The following is a 16,793-nucleotide window of genomic DNA, read 5'->3' as shown; positions in this document are numbered from 1 at the left end:
CGGAGAATCCCAATTTCGTACGTTCGTGCTACATCCCGGCGAGCGGGCAGGTGGCAGGATCGCACCGAGAGATTCACGCGCAAGCAGGGGGAGCACATGTCGTTCACATCCAGCAGGGGTCGGAGGCCGGTGCGGTCGTTGACCTTCGTCGCGGCGGGTATCGCCACCGCCGCACTGGCCGGCTGTTCCGGTCAGGCCGACCATTCCTCGACGGGTTCGGCATCGACGGTGACCCGCTCCGCCGGGTCCCCGGCCGCCGCACCGGCCACCACGTCGGCCGTCCAGGGCACCACGGGTTCCCTGGTCGGCAGCTGGACGTCCTCCGACGGGGAGGACAAGATGTTCGGTTCCAACGGTGCCTGTCAGAACTTTTTTTACGACAGTTCCACCGGTAAGGCCCTCGATATCGGCGGACCGAGCAGCTGCCAGCTGTCGAGTTCACAGGACTCGTCGGGTCGGTACACGCTCAAGGTCGTCCAGGGCGGGAACCGGGGCACCTATCTGGTGGAGTTCCACGGCGACGACGCGGCAACGGTGTACACGAAATCGGGCACCGAGTTGTATCGTCTGACCCGCTTCTGACGGCGACGACGGGCTCTGTGTAAAGATCATCGGGCATACAGCAGATTCACAGGGGGAACATGTCCGCGTCAGACAGCGCCGTGACGGAACCGCCGTACCGGTCGTTCACCGGGTTCATCGGCACGTCCATCTTCGTCAGCCGGTGGCTGCAGGCACCGCTGTATCTGGGCCTGATCGTCGCCCAGGCCGTCTACGTGGTTGTGTTCTGGAAGGAACTCGTCCACCTGGTCAAGGATTTCAACCACCTCGACGAGGCGTCGGTAATGCTGATCGTCCTGGGCCTGGTCGACGTGGTGATGATCGCGAACCTGCTGATCATGGTGATCATCGGCGGCTACGAGACGTTCGTGTCCCGGATCCGGATGGACTCCCATCCCGACAAGCCGGAATGGCTCAGCCACGTGAACCCGAACGTGCTGAAGGTGAAGCTGGCGATGTCGATCATCGGGATCTCGTCGATCCACCTGCTCAAATCCTTCATCAACGCCCAGAACATCCCGCCCGAGACGCTGAAGTGGCAGACCATCATCCACATGGCGTTCATCGCCTCGGCCCTCGGGCTGGCCTACGTCGACTGGATTTCCGCCCGGGTGGCCACCATCAATCACGGTACGCCCGAGGACGACTGAACCCGAGACCGCCGCAGCACACGGTGCGCGGTCGCCGAGAGTGACATCGCCGAGGGCTCCCTCATGTACCCCCCGGTACCCCCCGAGCCCTCGGCGATGCAATCTATTGTCTGGCCCCGCGTCACTTCTCCGCGTCCTCCGAACATACGAATTCCCAATCGCTTCCGGTGATACGCCGGGCTCACCCCACGGCTGCCGCGGTCCGCCGGCCCACTGCCACCCACACCGTGTCGTCGGTGCACACATACTCGGCTCCGGCGCTCCGCTCGAAGGTCTCCGGTCCGGCCGACCGGTCGCATACGGCGCTGACGCTGACCTCCCCCGACAGCCCGGTAACCACCAGCCGCACGAATGTCCGGGCATCGGCGACGATCACCCGGATCGGGTCGACCAGCGCCGGGACTTCGGCTGCGTCCAGTTCGTCCAGGTCGCCGCCGAGATCCACGGTGACCTCCACACCACGGTCTTCGGCATCATCCACCAGTGTCCGCAGCTCCCGCATCAACGGCTGCTCGAAAGTCGCCGCCTGGTCGAAAAGCGCCCGCAATCTTCGTGATTCGGCACGGGACCGGCTGCGCAGATCGTCGGTCAGCGGTTCACCCGTGGCCAGCTCGCCCAGCAGCGCCATGACGTTGTCCAGCAGCCGGCCGAACCGGCGCTGGTGTTCGGCGCGCAGTGCCCGCGCGAGTTCCTCGCCGGCGACCAGGCGTTGGTGCGACTCACATTCGGCGTCGGCGACGACGGCCGCCTCGCGCACCATCCCGTTGAAGACCAGCGCGAAGAACTGCACCCCCAGGATGCTGGCCGTCCCCAGGCCGAGGTTCACCAGCACCGCCGCCGACGGGTCGACCAGGAACGCCACGGCGCCCCCCAGCACCCAGTAACTCACCACCGTGCCGACCGCGACCGGCGTGCTGCGGGTGAGCACCAGTGGAACGACGCACCAGCCGATCGACGCCTGCGTCCAGTGGGTACTGTCGCCGATCTGCGCCGGGTCCAGCAGCAACGGTTGAACGACGGCCACCGCGGCCAGCACAACCAGGGCCGGCCCGCGCAGCCGCCAGTCGTCGCGCAGGATCCCCGGCAGCGCGCACAGGGTGGCGGCGGCGCTGATCCCCACCAGCACCGCGTCGAACCCGCCGCTGCCGCCGGCCGTGGCCGCGAACGCCAGGTTGGCCAGTGCGTACACCGTCAGCGCGAGTCCGAACGTCCGCCGCACCCGGGCGATCAGCCGGACCGCATCGGGCGGTTCGGCGGGCGGAGGGCCGGCGGCGGGGGGCTCGTCGGGCCACCCCCGCCAGGTCAGGGTCACCTCGGTGCCCGCGCCGAGCGCCGAGACGATCGTCGCCGCGCCTCCCGCAGCCCGCATCCGGGCGGTGATGGAGGTGTCGACCCCGCGTCCGCGACGCACCCGGGCCGGGTCGAATCCGACGCCGTCGTCGGCGACGGTGACCGCCCGGTCCGACACGGTGATCACCGCGGATGCGGCGCGGGCGTGCCGGTCGACGTTGTTGAGGACCTCGGCGACCGCGGCGGTCAGCGGTCCCGCCGTGCGCCCGTCCAGCAGGAGTTCGACGCGGCCGGCGAACCGCACCGGGGTGATCCGGTGTTGGGCGCAGTGGCGCAGCGCGGCGACCAGTTCCACCGGGCCTGAGGTGTCGGTCCAGGTGGTTCCGGACAGCAGGTCTAGGTCGCGGCGGGCCTGGCCGGCCAGCCGGGCCGGATCGAGTTCGGAGTCCTGACCGACCATCATCAGGGTGGACGCGGCGGTGTCGTGCAGCAGCGACAGCTGCTCCTGCTCGTAGGCGCGGACGGCATCGTCGATTTCCCGCTCGAGTTCGGCAGCCTGTCGGGCCGCCCGGGCCCGGTCCACGGCGGCGGCCACCCGCTGCACCATCAGCCGGATGGCAGCCGACGTCGCCCACTGCAGACCGAAGTAGTACAGCGTCGACACCCCGGCGACATGCTCCCAACCGACCACGCCGGCCGCGCCGCAGGCGTAGCTGATCGCGATACCGACGGTCAGCGCCAGGCTGACGGCCGGCCCCACCGACACCGCGAAGCTGATGACACCGGTGCCGGCCACCGCCAGCGGCGCGGTGTTGTACCGGTAGAACCCGGCGCCCGACACCAGCAGCGGCAGTCCCAGGCTCAGCATCACCACCAGCAGATAGTCGACGACGGCGGGTTGCCATCGGTGGCTGCGGGTGGCCAGCCGGTAGGCCGACCACAGCGCCACTGCGCCCAGCAGCAGCTCGCCGCCGGGGGACGCCTGCGAAGCCGGATCGGCCAGCGCCACCCCGGTGACCATCAGGCCGACACAGTTGCGCATGAGCAGTCCGACGGTGGCCGCGCGCCGGTTCAGCTGGCGCAGCGAGGCACTCTCCCCGGTGCCCGGTTCCCGCTCGCCCCACCCCATGGTCAGCACATTACGATGAGGACGGTGCTGCCCTCGGTGCAGCATGGGGAAGGCAGGGCATGACGGCGTCGCAACCGGAACGGCTCCGTCCGGTGACGGTCACGGTGATCGACGATCACGACGTGGTGCACGCCGGCATCGAGGCGTGGTGCGCACAGGCGGATCCGCCCATTGAGGTGGTGGGCTGCTACGAGAGCCCGACCGCCTATCAGGCACGGCCCGCCGATGCGCCAAACGCCGATGTGGTGCTGCTGGACCTGCAGTTCATCGGCAGCCGACCCGAGTTCGCCGCCCTGGAAAAACTCGTCGACGCCGGGCAGCCGGTGATCGTGTACTCCCACATGCTTTCCGACGAGGTCATCCTCACCTGTCTGGATCTGGGCGCCGTCACGTATCTGACCAAGAACGAGGGTCGCAATCATCTGGTCGCCGCTGTGCACGCCGCACATTCGTCCCACCCCTACGTCGGTCCACGGATGGCGAAGGCACTGCTGGCCGACGAAACCTTCGGCCGCACCGGATTGACCGAGCGTGAGAAGGAAGTGCTGACCGCCTGGTTCCAAACGGAGAACAAGGAACTCGTGGCCAAGCGCCTGTTCATCTCACCCGCCACGGTCCGGACGCATCTGCAGCGCGCGCGGGCCAAGTACGCGGCGGTCGGCCGGCCCGCCTCGACCAAATCGGCGTTGCTGGCCCGCGCCATCGAGGACGGACTGCTCAGCGCCGCCGACATCTGAGTCGACGGCGCCGAGTCGATCACGTCCGGCCGCGCACTTACTGCTGCGGGTACCCGGGTGTCGGAACCTGCTGCGGCACCGGAGATCCCGGATTCTGCACGTTCGGGTAGCCCTGGAATCCAGGGGCGTTCTGGAAGCCCTGGGGATTCTGGAATCCCTGCGCGTTCGGGTAGCCGTGGGCATTCGGGTGACCCTGGGCCGGCGGGTACCCCTGCGCGGTGTTGGTCGGCTTGGCGATCAGGAATTTGATGACCCGCCACGCGACGCCGATGAGCATGGCGACCAGCAGGAAGCCGATCGGGCCGAAAAAGAACCGGAATCCCCCGCGTCCACCACCACCGCGGCCGCCCCTGGCCAGGTAGTCGACCGTCTGATCGGGGCCGAGACCGGTGCCGACGGAGTGGACGGATGACAGTAGTTCGAAAGTCAAAGACATTGTTCCCCCATGGTTTTCATGATTTCAGATGGACAGTACGGCATCACATGGAGCCGGGCTGGGCAAGCTGCTGCCCGCGGCCGCCGATGGCGGTATTGGGATCGACGGCGCGGAACGCCGCGACGACCTCGTTGCGGAACCGTTCCATGGCGTCGATGCCGGCGCGTCGAGTGACACCGTCGTTCTCCCGCCACTCGTCGATGCTGACGACGGCCTGCAGCTGCTGAGGGCCGGACTGCTCGAAGGTGATGCTCGCGGCGAAACGGTCACCGCCGCCACCGGTGGTGAACTTCGGCAGGTGGGTGTACACCAGCCGGTTCGGGCCGTCCATGTTCACCCGCATGGCCCCGCCGAGGAACGCCGCCTTCGCCGAGCGGTCGTCGGGAATGTGGCGGGACAGGCTGTCCATCACCACCGGCATCGGGACGACGGTCGTCAGCACCAGATCGTTGTCGATCATCGTCCGCTGGCGTTCGTACTGGCCCTTAAAGAAGAGCTTGCGCTTGGCCACCGACTTCAAGGCGTAGTAGCCCCACGAGATACCGATGAGTACGGCGAAGAATCCGATGACGAAAACAATGCCTTCCATCGCTCAGCCCCTTCCATAGGTCGGCCACTGCGGGGCCGGTGCGTTGTCGTATCCGGGTGCGGCCGCGGGGCCGGGCGGCGGCGGTGCCGGACTCAGATAGCCCGCCGCGGGCTGCTGCCCCGGCCAACCGGCCTGGTTTCCGTAGGCGCCCGGCTGGCTTCCGTAGGCGCCCGGGTACGGGCTGGGCGGCGGTTGCGGGGCCTGTCTGCTCTTGCGTGACTGGTAGGCGTTGCCGATGGCCGTCGCTCCGGCTTCGACCCCACGCCCGATCAGATGCTCGATGCCGACGATGGCCCACCAGGCGGCGACCGAACCGACGATCGCGACGACGATGCCGACCACCAGGTTCTCGCTCGCCAGACCGGCGACGACGCCCAGGCCGATGCCCACGTAAATGCCGTTGGGCGCGAAAGTTACTCCCACGAATGTTCTCCTGATACTTGACGGTTACCGGCGCGATGACCCGCTGCCGACAGACCCGGATTAACCGGTCTTGATGTCCTTGACCTTGGAGGAATCCTTGCCGAGGGTCTTGCAGAACGCCTTGGCAGAGGCCTTGGTGGCCGCAATCTCCAGATTGTTCGGCTCTTTGCCCTTTTCGTCCTTGAGCATCGCGGTGATCACCTCGGTCTGGCCCTTGGCGTCCATCTTGTTGAAGTCACCGCAGGTGGTGTCCCCGCCCTTGTTCGACGAACAGCCCGCCAGCACCGCCACGACACACACACCGGCACCAACGACCCCGAGAATCTTGTTCACTTTGCCCCCACTTTTCCTATCGGACCTGGGGTGATAGTCGCGCCGTCTGCGACGCGCCCCCCCAACGACTTGCTGACGCTAACCCGCGTCACCCACCCCGTCGAGGATGACCCGGCAAAATACTCCGTTCGTGTGACGCCCGGATACTCCGTTCGTGTGACGTTTTCCACCGCCGACGGGCCGCCCCCGGCAAATGCGGGAAGGGCCTGACAGCTGCGTGCGGCATAATCGGACGACATGTCGTCATTCCAGCCGAATCAGAACCCCAACCAGCCGAACCCGTACGGCACCCCCGGCTATCCGGCACCGTCCGGGCAGGCCAGCTACCCGGGGTACCCCCCGGCAAGCGGCGGCTACCCGGCTGCCCAGCCGGGCTACCCGGCGCCCTACGGCCAGCCCGCCTACGGCTGGTCGGACAAGTCCAAGACCACCGCGGGCCTGCTGCAGATCCTGCTCGGCAGCTTCGGTGTCGGCCGGTTCTACCTGGGCTACACCGGTCTGGGCATTGCACAGATCGCCGTCGTCTGGCTGACCTGCGGAATCGGCGGTATCTGGACGCTGATCGACGGCATCATGATGCTCACCGGCAAGGTGCCCGACGCGCAGGGCCGACCGCTGCGGGACTGATTTACTCTGCGCTGCGCTCGGCGTAGCGCCTCTGGCGCCGCTTGACCAGTGCGAGCGCGAAACCGTCCCAGCCCTTGGCGCCGACGGTCTGAATCGCCGCGGTGTCCAGTTCCGGGCGTGCGCCCATCGCTTCCAGCATGTCGAGGGTGGCGCGCGCCGCGGCATCCTGTTCGGCCGGCGCCAGTATTTCCCCGGCCCGGACCACGTTGTCGATCACGATCACGGTGCCCGGGCGGCCGAGCCTGATCGCCCAGTCCAGGTAGGCCGGGTAGTTCTCCTTGTCCGCGTCGATGAACACCAGGTCGAAGTCGCCGCTGAGCGTCGGCAGGGTGTCCAGCGCGGCGCCGACCCGGATCTCCACCCGGTCGGTCAGACCGGTGCGGTTCAGGTTGGTCGCGGCCACCTCGGCGTAGCGGGGTTCGCGTTCCAGGGTCACCACCAGCCCCTCGGCGCCGACGCCGCGCGCCAGGCAGATGGTGCTGTAGCCGCCGAGGGTGCCGATCTCCAGCACCCGGCGGGCCCCCGACATCCGCACCAGCAGGCCGAGCAGCTGCGCGAACTGCGGGGTGACCGAGATATCCGGCAGCCCGGCCGCCCGGCTGGACACCAGCACCTCGGCCAGCCCCGGATCGTTGTCCAGCAGCAGCCGGTTGAGCAGCTCGTCGACGATTTCGGGTCGCACTGAGGCTTCGGTCACCCGACCCACGGTAGCGGCCGTTCGGCGCACATTCGTAAACTGAGGGTTGCGGGTACCGGAGGTACCGCCCAACACGACGGGAGTACCAACGATGTCGGACAACGACGCGGTCGACAAGGCCCTGCAGGATCTGGTCGACGGGGAGAAGATCTGGGCCGCGACGCCGCTCGGCGAGCGCCGCCGACTGTTGGAGCAGGTCCGCGATCTGGTCGCCGTGCACGCCCAGGACTGGGTCGACGCCGCCGCCGGGATCAAGGGCCTGGCGACGGACTCGCCGCTGCGCGGTGAGGAATGGATCACCGGGCCGTACGCGCTCGCCATCAACGCCACCGCCCTGGCCCATTCCCTGGCCAAGCTGGAGGCCGGGAAGAGCCCGCTCGACGGAGTCCGCTTCGGCACCGCACCCGGCGGGCGGACCACCGTCGACGTGTTCCCCCTCAACTTCTACGACCGGCTGCTGCTGTCCGGCTTCTCGGCAAAGGTGTGGCTGCAGCCCGGCGTCAGCAGCGACGAGGCCCTGCGCGAGGCGGGCCTGGCCGAACGCGATCCCGGCCGCACCCACGGTGTCGGCGCGGTGCTGGGTGCGGGCAATATCTTCTCCATCGCCCCGCTGGACACCCTCTACGAATTGTTCGCGCACAACCGAGTCGTCGCGCTCAAGCTCAACCCGGTCACCGATGCGCTGCTCCCGGTGTGGACCGCGGTGCTGCGCCCGTTCATCCACCTCGGCGTGGTCCGGATCCTCACCGGCGGCGCAGAGACCGGCGGCTACCTGGTTTCCCACCGCCTGGTCGATCACGTGCACATGACCGGCAGTTCCCTGACCCACGACGCCATCGTGTACGGGACCGGCGAGGAAGGCGCGCTCCGCAAGGCCGCCGACGAGCCCGTCCTGGACAAGCCGGTCACCAGTGAACTCGGTGGGGTCTCGCCCACCATCGTGCTGCCCGGGAAGTGGAGCAAGGCCGATATCCGGTTCCAGGCCCAGCATGTGGCCACCCAGCGGTTGCACAACAACGGCTACAACTGTGTGGCGGCGCAGGTGGTGGTGCTACCCAAGCGGTGGGCCCAGCGCCAGGAGTTCATCGACGCGCTGACCCGCGCGATCGAGGCCGCCCCGGCCCGGCCGGCCTACTACCCGGGCTCCGACGACCGGGTGGCCGCCGCGACCGACACCTACGCCGAGGCGCAGCGTCTGGGCCGCGACGGGGCCCGGGTACTCGTCGTCGATCCCGAGGATCGCACCGCGCTGTTGTGCACCGAGTACTTCGGTCCGGTGCTCGGCATCATCGAACTCGACTGTGACGAACTGGATTTCCCTGATGAGGCCGCCCGCGTGGTCAACGGGGAATTCGTCGGCACGCTGGGCGTGAACGTCATCGGCGATCCCGCCGCGATCAAGTCCATGGGTGCCCGGTTCGACGAGTTCGTGGCCTCGCTGCGCTACGGCACGATCGCCGTCAACGCCTGGACCGGCGTCGGCTACCTGACCGCGACGGCCACCTGGGGCGCCTTCCCGGGCCATACCCGCAACGATGTGCAGAGCGGAATCGGCGTGGTGCACAACGGTTTCCTGATCGACAAGACCGAGCGCACCGTGGTTCGCGGGCCGTTCCGGCCGATGCCGCGGTCCATCCTGCACGGTGAGGCCTCGATCTCCCCGAAGCCGCCGTGGTTCGTCAACAACCGCACCGCCGCCGGCACGGGACGGCACCTGGTGAGCTTCGCCGCCAAGCGGTCGCCGGCCAAACTGCCGGCCATCTTCGCCTCGGCGCTGCGCGGCTGAGCACCGCTCAGCGCACGCCCTCCTTGGCGTAGATCACCCGCAGCACATGGCCGGCCTCGGGACCCATGACATGACCCGCCAGTTCGCAGAAGGTGGCGACGAAGCTCGGACCGTGCGGCGCGCCGCCGGGGGTCAGATGATGCGCGATTTCGTGCAGGACGACCAGTTCGCGCATGGCCCAGCGTGATCCGTCGTCATCGGACCGATCCGGTACGGCGATCACCCCCACCCCGTCGACGACCTCGTAGTGCGCCCGGGTTACACCGCGGCGTCCGCGCACCCGCACCGGACCGACCGTCCAGGTGTTCGCCACGGCCGGCAGTTCCAGCACCCGGTCCACGTAGCGCTGCACTGCCTCGATCGAAGCGAACCGCGCCTCCGGCGGCAGGGTCAGGGCCGTGCCGAAGAAATCGATACTGCGACAACCGTGTTGATCCGCGCGTTCGAACACCGTGTGCACGAACGATTCGGCCGCGTAGACCCTGGCCCGCTGGACGTCGCGATCGGTCACGAGGTCAGCGGTTTGCGAGCCCCGGGCAGTTCCGAGCCCCCGCCGAGCCGGGCGGCCCGCCCGGCCCGGTCGCCCGCCCGTCGCGCGGCGGAGGAATAGCCGGCGTCTGCCCGCGCGGCACGCCAGTGACCGCGTGCCCGGGACACCGAACGGTAGTGATTGTGCAGCTCTATCTCCTTGTTGCGCAGGGCAAGAGCGGTTCCCGTCGAGGTCTCCGGCCGGCGCACCGCCTCGGCCCGGGCGGCCTCACGGGCCTCGGCAAGCCGCGCACCCACCCGGGAGCCGAAGGCCAGCTGAAAGTTCAGCCGGGCGGTGATGGTCGGGGTGGGACGGTGCGCACCAGTGGCCAGGTACCCGTCGCAGGTCCGCACCATCTGCACCACCAGGCTCGCGTACAACGCCTCCACGGCGTCGAGGTCCTCGCGAAAACCGTAGGCGTACACATACGTTGAGTTCGATGCCACGTCGCAGCGCACGTCGTTCGCGTGGGCGATCACCGCGAACAGCTGCACGTAGGTGCGCAGCCCCCGGCTGCCGGCCTCGCCGATGGTCACCGTACGCTGCGTGGGCGCCTGTGCCGCTTCGCGTTTGGCGGTGTGCGATCGTGCCACCGCCAGGTCGATCGAGGTCGCAGTCGCCAGCCGCTGCGCGGCCGTCATGAACGCCTCCGCCTCATGCGGATTGTCGGTGCCCTCCGCCTGGCGCAGCAGTGCCGCGATCCGCGCCAGCAACTTGTCCTCAGCCATGTCCACAGGGTAAGGCGCAGCGGCGATTCGGCCCGTGCACCGGGTGTTCGCCCTGTGCATAACCGGTCACAGGCGCGCGTCGATCCAGGACACCACGTCGCCGAGCACGACGGCCTTCTCCGGCTCGTTGAACACCTCGTGATAGAGCCCCGGGTACACCTTGAGGTGAACGTCGTCGGAGGCCACGCACTTCACCAGGTGTTCACTGCCCGGGTACGGGACGAGGTGGTCGTCGCTGCCGTGCACCACCAGCAGCGGTGCGGTCAGGGCGCGGGCGTGTTCGGGCATGCTCTCGCCGACCCGCAGCAGTTCACCGGCGATACCCGCGGGGACCTTGCCGTGCCAGACCAGCGGGTCGGCTTTGTAGGCGACCACCACCTCCGGATCCCGGGAGACAGCGTCGGCGTCCAGGGTCTGCACCGGCGCCCCCGGGGCCAGCCGGCCCAGGACCTTGCCCACGAACTGCAGCACCGGACTGACGCTGTCCTGGGCGGCGACGGCCGGGCCGGACAACACCACCAGCTGGTAGTCGTCGGGGTGATCGCACGCGTAGCGGAACACGATCGCCCCACCCATCGAGTGCCCGAGCACGATCACCGGCAGCCCGGGATGTTCGGCGGTCGCAATGTCGCGCAGCGTCGCGAAGTCACCGGTGTATTCCTCGATGCGGCGCAGGTAGACACGCTTGCCGCCGGAGCGGCCGTGCCCGCGGTGATCCAGCGCGTAGGTGGCCAGACCGGCCTCGCCGAACCGACGGGCGACGTGGTGGTAGCGCCCGGCGTGCTCCCCCAGCCCGTGGGACAGCACCACCACCGCGCGCGGGTCGCCGTCGGGCAGCCAGGTGTCGTAGACGATCGGGATCCCGCCGACCCCGTCGAAGCTGCGTTCGGTGCGCGAGGTTGCCATGCGGCCAGCCTATCGGCCCGCCGCCGTCGAGCCGGGGACGCGGCTATTCGGCGGCCAGCGCCTCCCACGTCTGCCGCAGCGTCCGGGCCGAGGCCTGCAGGCCGAGCAGTTCCGGCACCGACAGCGGGACCTCGAATACCGCGCCGGTGCCGCGGCCGGACACCACCGTCGGCAGTGACAGGCACACGTCGGCGATGTCGAAGGCACCGGTCTGCAGGGTGGATACCGGCAGCACCCGGTGCTGGTCGTTGAGGATGGCCTCGATGATCCGGGCCGAGGACAGGCCGATCGCCAGGTTGGTCGCCCCCTTGCCGGCGATGATCTCGTAGGCGGCGTTGATCACGTCGTCGGAGATCTGCGCGCGCACGTCCTCGTCGAACAGCAGTTTGCCGTCGATGCGGAACTGGTCGACCCGCACACCGCCGATCGAGGCGCTCGACCACAGCGGGATCTCGGAGTCGCCGTGCTCGCCGACCACCACGGCGTGCACGTTGCCCACCGAGAGGTCGGCACGTTCGGCAATCAGGTTGCGGAATCGACTGGAGTCCAACACGGTTCCCGACCCGAAGATCTGCCCGGGTGCGGCGTCGACCGCCTCGATGGCGGCGTAGGTGACCAGGTCGACGGGATTGGTGACGAACACGATGACGGCGTGCGGCGAGCGTTCGATGAGTTGTGGGGTCAGCGTCTGTGCCATCGCCACATTCGCCGCCGCGAGGTCGAGGCGGCTCTGACCCGGCTTTTGCTTGGCACCCGCGGTGACCACGATGACGGCCGAGCCGGCCGTCACGTCCAGGTCGTCGGATCCGGTGACCCGGCAGTGCGGCACGAACTGGCGGCCGTGGTTGAGGTCGAGCACCTCGGCGCGGACCTTCTTGGCATCGAGATCATAGAGCGCGATCTGCCCGGCGCCGCCGCGGATGAAGGACGCATAGGCGATGGCGGTGCCGACGCTGCCCGCACCGACGATGGACACCTTGGTGTTGCGTTCGAGGCTCACCTGTCCATCATCACCGCAACCGGCCGCCGCCGCTGGCCCAACAGACGCGAAACCCGGCAGACCACCCGGTGTTCACCGGGGGTCTACCGGGGTTCGCGGGCGGCGGGCGAGTTACTTCGGAGGCATCCGGATGCCGCCGTCGACGCGGATGACCTCTGCGTTCATGTAGGAGTTGGTGATCAGCTCGACGACCATGGAGGCCAGCTCGTCGGGCCGGCCCAGCCGGTGCGGGAACAACACCGACTCGCCGAGGCGGGCCTTGAAGGCCTCCGAGTCCGGGCCCTCGCCGTAGATCGGGGTGTCGATCAAGCCGGGGGCGATGCAGTTCACCCGGATGCCGACCGCCGACAGGTCGCGTGCAACGGGCAGGGTCATGCCGACGACGCCGCCCTTGGACGACGAGTAGGAGGCCTGGCCGATCTGGCCGTCGAAGGCCGCGACGCTGGCCATGTTGACGATGGCACCGCGCTCGCCGTCGGCCTGCGGTTCGTTGCGGCTCATCGCGGTGGCGGCCAGCCGGATGCAGTCGAAGGTGCCGACCAGGTTGATCGCGATGACCTTCTTGTAGAAGTCCAGGTTGTGCGCGGAGGCGAATTCGCCGTCCTTGCCGATGGTGCGCTGAGCCCAGCCGATGCCCGCGGAGTTCACCAGAGCGCGCAGCGGTCCCAGTTCGGTGGCTTTGTTGACCGCCTCCTCGATCTGGGCGGTTTCGGTGACGTCGACGCGGACGAACGCCCCGCCGATCTCCTTGGCCAGCTCGGTCCCGCGGTCCTCCTGCAGGTCCGCGACGACGACCAAGGCGCCCTTGGCCGCCAGCTGGCGGGCCGCTGCGGCGCCGATGCCCGAGGCGGCACCGGTGACAATTGCACTTGCTCCGTTGATATCCATGCCGACAGAGTAAAACGCCCGTCGACGGCGGCCCGCAGCGAGGTTGCCCGTCGAGCCCGTACCCGGGTGCACGCGCACCGGGGGAGCTCCGACGCGCGGAGCCGGGCGGCGTCACCGCCGCGCACGATAGCCAGCCCGGGCGGCGGCGAAAGACGGTTGGCGGTAAAGAGATTCGCTGGGAACTCAATCGTCACCCGGTTGTGACCAAAGTTGACAGTGTTTCTACAGGGGTTTATGAGTTAGCTGTCGTAGTGACTCTTGCCGAAAGGGGATGCGTGAGCACTCCCGTCGCGTTGGTGCGGCGCGCCGCGGCCGGCGCCGCCGTCGCGCTGCTGTGCGCGCTCTCCTCGGCGACCACCGGAATACCCACCAGCCGGGCGGCCGGCGCGGATCTGCTGGCGGCCGCCATCGCCAACACCCGCGGGTCCTATCTCGTCTACAACTTCGGCGGTGGCTTTCCCGCGCCCATGCTCTCCGCCGACGGCCACGCCTACGAGATGAACAACGGCGGCCACCTGATGATCATCAAGGCCGCCTCCTCGCGCATCGCGCCGCGACTGCTGACCGACTCCCACTCGGGGTACCAGGCCCGCTGCGAACGCGACCCGCGCGCCCGCACCTCCGAGGGACTACCGCAGGCCTCCGAGGTGTACGCCCCGGTCACGGCGTGGCAGGTGCTCGGCAAGCCGACCATCGCGATCAACGCTAACTTTTTCGACGTCCGGGGCCAGAAGGGCGGCTCGTGGAAGTCGACCGGCTGCTCCTCGCCGCTGGGCACCTACGTCGACAACACCAACGGCATGGGCAAGACCAACGCCGCGGTCACCGGCACCATCCCCTACGCCGGCAAGCAGGGGCTGTCCGGCGGCAACGAATCCTGGACCCCGCTGTCGACGATGATCATCCCGGTGTCCGGGCAGCCGTTCATGGTCACCCCGAAGGGCGGCAGCGATTTCGACGCCGCCGGCCCGGTCGTCGTCGGGCTGATGAACAAGGGGGTGCGGTTCGTCGCGGTGAGCGGCATCGGCTTGCTGTCCCCCGGTGACACCGGCCAGCTGCGCGACAACGGACCGTCGGCCGCACGCACCGCCCTGGCCTACAACCGCGGCAAGGACGAGATGTACGTCTTCCAGGGCGGCTCCTACACCCCGGACCAGATCCAGGATCTGTTCCGCGCCATGGGAAGTGACACCGCCCTGCTGCTCGACGGCGGCGGCTCCTCGGCGATCGTGCTGCGCCGCGACACCGGCGGCATGTGGGCCGGGGCCGGCGTACCCAAGGGTTCGTGCGACACCGTCCAGGTGCTCTGCGACTCCCGCGAGCGGGCGCTGCCGAGCTGGCTCGCCTTCAACTGAGTGCCCCTCAACTGAGTGCCCCTCAACTGAGTACCGAAGTGTCGCCTACGGCGGCCGCCAAGTGGATAGTCCCTCTGCCGGCCGCCCACGGTCAACATTTGGTACTGCCGGAAGCCCGCGTCACCGCTACCCGCGGATGGCCGCCACGGATTTGACCAGCATGGCCTTGAGCTGGTCGGGATTCTCCGAACCCTGGATCATCACCGAGGTCTGCGGGCTCAGCACCGCGACGAATGTGTACAGAGTCCGGGTCTCGGACCCACCGCCGGACTGCAGCTGCGCGCGGGTGCCCAGCGTCGTCACGCCGTCGATCGCCGGCCCGGGGATCCGTTCGTAGCCGGCCTTGGACACCCCCTGCGGCGAGGTCACGTTGACCTTCTGGCACTCGGGACCGACCACCCAATCCGGGTCGCCGATCTTGGCCCGCGAGGCCATCACCACGATGGACGGCGGCTGGGCCGACCGGATCCCGGCCACCTCGCTGCCCTCGCTCATCTGGAACGGATCGGCCAGCGCGCGGCAATCCGGTGGGTCGTAGGTCATCGGGATACTGCCGTACAGCCCGGCCCTCTGGTCGGCCTGCTCGCGGCTCAGCGTCTCCTTGGGCATCTGGGTGACCTTGACGCCGTCCGGGAAGATCCCGGTCGCGGAGGTCAGCCGGCCGACGTCGTAGCCACCGTCGGGCTCCCCGGAGTTCGCCACGGCCGATGTCGTCGGCGCGGCGCCGGGATCGCCGCCGCAGCCGGCCGTCGTGGCGCCGATGATCACGGCGGTCAGCGCGACGGCCAGTGCCCCGATACGCATGTGGGCGGTCAGCCGGCCGCGAACTGTTCGGCGCGACTCTTGAGCGCGTCCGCCAGATGGTCGAGCACGTCGTTGGCCAGTTTCTTCACCATCATGGCGGGCACCCCGGGCATCGAGGTCTCCACGTCCATATCGACGGTCAGCAGCGACGCCGGCCCCATCGCCACCACGGAGAACAGCTGCTCCTGTTTGGAGAACAGGTCGCCCTGCTGCATGACGGTCTGGATCTGGCTCTCACCCGGGTAGTAGACGGCCTGGATGAAGCTGCCCTCGAAGCCCGAGACCTTCATGTCCAGGCGCAGCTGCGAGGGCCGGCCGTCGTTGTAGCGGTGCAGCACCCAGATGCCGGTCACCTCGTCGTTCCACTCCGGATACGCCTCGAAATCGGCGACGATCGACAGGATGAGGGCGGCTTCGGCGGCAACTTCGACGGTCTTGCTGACGATGGGCATGCCCGAATCCTATTCGGCCGTCACCGCGGGCCGGTCTCCCAAGGGGGATTGCTCCCGGATCGCCTCGTCCCGGATCAGTCCGCGCAGCAGCGCGGTGCTGAACTCCTCGGCGATCCCGGTGGCGGTGCGCCGGCCGCCGGGCCGCATCCAGCGGTAGGCGCCCAGGGTCATACCGATGTAGCCCAGTGCCAGGACGTGCGAATCGCACGGGTAGAACTCGCCATTGGCTATGCCGCGATCGATCAGCCCGTGGACGTGCTCGTAGACCTGAACCTCCTTGGCGCGGACCTCGGACACCTGCTCGGCGGTGAACCACTCGGCGATGTAGGGCTGCTCCTGGAAGTAGACGGCCGCACCCTCGGGGTTGCTGGCGATCTGGGTCAGCAGCCGCACGGTGTACTGATACAGCGCCTCACGGGCGGTCCAGGACGGATCGTCGTGCACGGCGGCCAGGGTCCGCTCGGCAGCCCGCTGGTAGATGTCGAACAGGATCAGCGACTTGCTGGCGTAGTAGTGGTAGACGGTCGCCTTGTTCAGTCCGACCACGTCGGCGACGTCATCCATCCGGGTGCCGTGGTAGCCGCGGGCCGCGAAGAGCTTGGTGGCGACGGTCAGCAGTTCCTCGCGACGGGTCTGTCCGTTGTCCGCGGCCATTACTGACCTCCCCTCGCGTCTGCGCCCACCGGTGGGCTACCAATCAACCGGTTAGTAGTGTATCCACGTCCGACCACGTCGCACCGGCCCCTCCCGTCGGGCGCACCGTGAGTAGCAGCTACGCCGGGCCCCGGGCAGGCACACCCGCGATTTGCCCGAGCTTTTACACTGAGACGCTAAACCCGTCAGCCGCCGGCGCATCCGATACGCGCCGGCACC

General features: G+C 68.6%; 20 protein-coding genes. 6 read left to right on the top strand and 14 right to left on the bottom strand.

Going from position 1 to position 16,793, the window contains the following annotated elements; genetic code table 11:
* The first annotated feature begins 129 nt into the window (after positions 1-129).
* On the top strand, positions 130-582 hold the full coding sequence (locus tag G6N16_RS03825) for a hypothetical protein (RefSeq protein WP_083033088.1): 453 nt from the start codon (positions 130-132) through the stop codon (positions 580-582).
* 59 nt (positions 583-641) lie between these two features.
* Entirely contained in the window at positions 642-1,211 is a 570-nt protein-coding gene (locus G6N16_RS03820) for a TIGR00645 family protein (protein WP_083033087.1), read from the top strand.
* Positions 1,212-1,392: 181 nt separating this feature from the next.
* Here G6N16_RS03820 and G6N16_RS03815 read toward each other — a convergent pair whose 3' ends face one another.
* Positions 1,393-3,630, bottom strand: coding sequence for an ATP-binding protein (locus tag G6N16_RS03815; RefSeq protein ID WP_163787762.1), 2,238 nt, complete (start codon positions 3,628-3,630; stop codon positions 1,393-1,395).
* Between the two features lie 59 nt (positions 3,631-3,689).
* Between G6N16_RS03815 and G6N16_RS03810 the strand changes: the two genes are divergently transcribed.
* Entirely contained in the window at positions 3,690-4,367 is a 678-nt protein-coding gene (locus G6N16_RS03810) for a response regulator transcription factor (protein WP_083033008.1), read from the top strand.
* Positions 4,368-4,404: 37 nt separating this feature from the next.
* Here G6N16_RS03810 and G6N16_RS21660 read toward each other — a convergent pair whose 3' ends face one another.
* From G6N16_RS21660 to G6N16_RS03790, 4 genes are read right to left on the bottom strand one after another with little or no spacing between them, the layout of a single operon-like run.
* Positions 4,405-4,803 carry a hypothetical protein gene (locus G6N16_RS21660; RefSeq protein ID WP_083033010.1) on the bottom strand — a complete coding sequence of 133 codons (399 nt, stop codon included), beginning with the start codon at positions 4,801-4,803 and terminating at the stop codon, positions 4,405-4,407.
* A 43-nt stretch (positions 4,804-4,846) separates the two neighbouring features.
* Complete coding sequence (locus G6N16_RS03800) at positions 4,847-5,392, bottom strand: hypothetical protein (protein ID WP_083033011.1); 546 nt, start codon at positions 5,390-5,392, stop codon at positions 4,847-4,849.
* A 3-nt stretch (positions 5,393-5,395) separates the two neighbouring features.
* Entirely contained in the window at positions 5,396-5,815 is a 420-nt protein-coding gene (locus tag G6N16_RS03795) for a hypothetical protein (protein ID WP_133052993.1), read from the bottom strand.
* Positions 5,816-5,875: 60 nt separating this feature from the next.
* On the bottom strand, positions 5,876-6,148 hold the full coding sequence (locus G6N16_RS03790) for a hypothetical protein (protein ID WP_083033014.1): 273 nt from the start codon (positions 6,146-6,148) through the stop codon (positions 5,876-5,878).
* Positions 6,149-6,385: 237 nt separating this feature from the next.
* On the opposite strand from G6N16_RS03790, the gene G6N16_RS03785 reads away from it, so the two are divergent.
* Complete coding sequence (locus G6N16_RS03785; protein WP_083033016.1) at positions 6,386-6,775, top strand: TM2 domain-containing protein; 390 nt, start codon at positions 6,386-6,388, stop codon at positions 6,773-6,775.
* A gap of 1 nt (position 6,776) precedes the next feature.
* On the opposite strand, the gene G6N16_RS03780 is transcribed toward G6N16_RS03785, so the two are convergent.
* Positions 6,777-7,472, bottom strand: a complete 696-nt coding sequence (locus G6N16_RS03780) for an O-methyltransferase (protein WP_083033018.1) — start codon at positions 7,470-7,472, stop codon at positions 6,777-6,779.
* A 91-nt stretch (positions 7,473-7,563) separates the two neighbouring features.
* On the opposite strand from G6N16_RS03780, the gene G6N16_RS03775 reads away from it, so the two are divergent.
* Positions 7,564-9,258 carry an aldehyde dehydrogenase family protein gene (locus tag G6N16_RS03775; protein ID WP_083033019.1) on the top strand — a complete coding sequence of 565 codons (1,695 nt, stop codon included), beginning with the start codon at positions 7,564-7,566 and terminating at the stop codon, positions 9,256-9,258.
* Between the two features lie 7 nt (positions 9,259-9,265).
* Here the strand turns inward: G6N16_RS03775 and G6N16_RS03770 are convergent, their stop codons facing one another.
* The 5 genes from G6N16_RS03770 to G6N16_RS03750 all read right to left on the bottom strand — a co-directional run bounded on the left by G6N16_RS03770 (position 9,266) and on the right by G6N16_RS03750 (position 13,309).
* On the bottom strand, positions 9,266-9,769 hold the full coding sequence (locus tag G6N16_RS03770) for a TIGR04338 family metallohydrolase (RefSeq protein WP_083033021.1): 504 nt from the start codon (positions 9,767-9,769) through the stop codon (positions 9,266-9,268).
* A complete protein-coding gene (locus G6N16_RS03765; RefSeq protein WP_083033044.1) occupies positions 9,766-10,515 on the bottom strand; it encodes a DUF2786 domain-containing protein in 750 nt (249 codons plus the stop codon). Before G6N16_RS03765 ends, G6N16_RS03770 begins: the two co-directional genes overlap by 4 nt.
* 66 nt (positions 10,516-10,581) lie before the next feature.
* Positions 10,582-11,421: an alpha/beta hydrolase gene (locus G6N16_RS03760; RefSeq protein WP_083033022.1), complete on the bottom strand. Its 840-nt coding sequence runs from the start codon at positions 11,419-11,421 to the stop codon at positions 10,582-10,584.
* A gap of 43 nt (positions 11,422-11,464) precedes the next feature.
* A complete protein-coding gene (locus G6N16_RS03755; protein WP_083033024.1) occupies positions 11,465-12,421 on the bottom strand; it encodes a lactate/malate family dehydrogenase in 957 nt (318 codons plus the stop codon).
* 111 nt (positions 12,422-12,532) lie between these two features.
* Positions 12,533-13,309 carry an SDR family NAD(P)-dependent oxidoreductase gene (locus tag G6N16_RS03750; RefSeq protein ID WP_083033025.1) on the bottom strand — a complete coding sequence of 259 codons (777 nt, stop codon included), beginning with the start codon at positions 13,307-13,309 and terminating at the stop codon, positions 12,533-12,535.
* 275 nt (positions 13,310-13,584) lie between these two features.
* Between G6N16_RS03750 and G6N16_RS03745 the strand changes: the two genes are divergently transcribed.
* Complete coding sequence (locus G6N16_RS03745; protein WP_083033027.1) at positions 13,585-14,664, top strand: phosphodiester glycosidase family protein; 1,080 nt, start codon at positions 13,585-13,587, stop codon at positions 14,662-14,664.
* Positions 14,665-14,790: 126 nt separating this feature from the next.
* On the opposite strand, the gene G6N16_RS03740 is transcribed toward G6N16_RS03745, so the two are convergent.
* The 3 genes from G6N16_RS03740 to G6N16_RS03730 are packed head-to-tail and all read right to left on the bottom strand — an operon-like array spanning position 14,791 to position 16,574.
* Positions 14,791-15,468 (bottom strand): DUF5642 family protein, encoded by a 678-nt coding sequence (locus G6N16_RS03740; protein WP_163787761.1) that lies wholly within the window; start codon positions 15,466-15,468, stop codon positions 14,791-14,793.
* Between the two features lie 8 nt (positions 15,469-15,476).
* Positions 15,477-15,920 carry an SRPBCC family protein gene (locus tag G6N16_RS03735; RefSeq protein ID WP_083033030.1) on the bottom strand — a complete coding sequence of 148 codons (444 nt, stop codon included), beginning with the start codon at positions 15,918-15,920 and terminating at the stop codon, positions 15,477-15,479.
* Between the two features lie 9 nt (positions 15,921-15,929).
* Positions 15,930-16,574, bottom strand: a complete 645-nt coding sequence (locus G6N16_RS03730; protein ID WP_083033031.1) for a TetR/AcrR family transcriptional regulator — start codon at positions 16,572-16,574, stop codon at positions 15,930-15,932.
* Positions 16,575-16,793 lie beyond the last annotated feature (219 nt).

The organism is Mycolicibacterium insubricum (genome assembly GCF_010731615.1).
Classification (GTDB): Bacteria; Actinomycetota; Actinomycetes; order Mycobacteriales; family Mycobacteriaceae; genus Mycobacterium; species Mycobacterium insubricum.
Note: the sequence above shows the minus strand (reverse complement) of the source record. Positions and strands in the feature narration are given on the sequence as shown.